The organism is Arthrobacter sp. AB6, assembly GCF_031844545.1.
Lineage (GTDB): Bacteria > Actinomycetota > Actinomycetes > Actinomycetales > Micrococcaceae > Arthrobacter.
Genome location: NZ_JAUZVL010000052.1, coordinates 1 through 1,352, shown reverse-complemented (window position 1 = coordinate 1,352; position 1,352 = coordinate 1). Strand labels below are relative to the sequence as shown.

General features: G+C 64.6%; 1 protein-coding gene. It reads right to left on the bottom strand.

What is annotated here, in order from left to right:
• Positions 1–15: 15 nt before the first annotated feature.
• Positions 16–1,233 (bottom strand): DDE-type integrase/transposase/recombinase, encoded by a 1,218-nt coding sequence (locus tag Q9R30_RS19260; RefSeq protein WP_311218592.1) that lies wholly within the window; start codon positions 1,231–1,233, stop codon positions 16–18.
• Positions 1,234–1,352: the final 119 nt, after the last annotated feature.

Below are 1,352 nucleotides of genomic sequence, written 5' to 3'. Positions count from 1 at the left end.
CCCCGGGGAATCATGTCAAGATGCCCGCCTAGGTTGTTTCGTGGAATCACGTGGTTTTGCCCGGATGGCGGGTTGGGGTTTGGTGCCCTGTTTCGCTGTGGTCAGGGTCAGCAGTTCGGCGCTAAGTGCCTGGATCTGGCGTTGGATGGCGGCCGGGTTCAGGGGCTTGTTTTCCCGCCGTAGTCGGGTCTTCACGTCCCGGGAGACGGTGCCGGTGTCGGCCAGAACGCGTTGGAACGGAGTCGCGGGCCGGTCGTATGTCTTGCTGATCTTCGCACCGGTCCGGACCTTCGCCAGGAGCTTCTGCTGCGGCCCGAAATGATTCGTCAGCAGCCGCTGGAGCGCCCAGATCTGGTTCAGCAGTTCGAGCTCGGCGGCGGTGTCGTAGCGGTGGTAGCCGACGGTCTGGCGGACGATGTGCCAGTTTTTCTGTTCCACATGGGCGCCGTCATTCCTGTTCCCGGAGCGGGAGCGGGTGAACGTCAGGTTCTCCTGTTCGCACCAGGTCAGCAGCTCCCAGTTGATGAACTCCGAGCCGTTATCGGAATCGATGCCGAGGATCGGAAACGGGAACGCGGCGGTCGCGTCTTTGATGGCGGCAAAGACCCATTTCTGGGCCTTGTTCCTGACCGAGCGCGTTTCGGTCCAGCCGGTGGCGATGTCGGTGATATCCAAGGTAAAGCAGAATTCGCCCCTGCTGTTGCCGCCCTCGTGGCCGACCAGATCGATCTCGACGAACCCCGGCACCGCGTCGTTCCATTCAGCCCAGGTCCGCATCGGGATGGAGTCTTTCAGCAGTGTCCCCGGCTTGGTGTGGGACCGGCCCCGGGGATCGAGTTTTGCCCGGTCCGCCTTGAGCCGGCGGTCAATTGTCGCCGGTGCGATGCGTAGCAACTGCGCCGCCGTGGCGTCGTCGATCTGCAGCTCCTTGAACCGGCGCAGGCGTGGCACCAGGTCCGGCAGCGCAGCCGCGAGCAACCGCCCGCACGGGGTCCCCTGTACCGCCCAGCAGAACCGAAGCGCCTCGATCACCGGCTCCCCGTAGAGCGGAGCCCGCGGAGCCCGGGGCCGGACCCGCTTCAGCACCAACGCCAGCCGCAACGCTTTCCGGGCATGGTCCCGGTGCCAGCCCGTCGTCGCGCACAACTCATCCAAAACCTGTGTCTTCGCCGCCCGGTCCGACCGGGCATAACGGGTGGCAATCGCCTTGGTGACAGCCCGGCGTTCACTCATCGATAGCTCCATGGCTCACACTGCCGAGGCGGCGGACACCAACCCGGCGGACACGCCGCTACGCGGGCATTCTCAGATGATTCTTCGAATACCGCTACGCGGGCATCTTTGATGAGTCA

Bases quoted from the DNA above. Each gene is read 5' to 3' on its own strand.
- Q9R30_RS19260 (WP_311218592.1), bottom strand. From the start codon at position 1,233: ATGAGTGAACGCCGGGCTGTCACCAAGGCGATTGCCACCCGTTATGCC.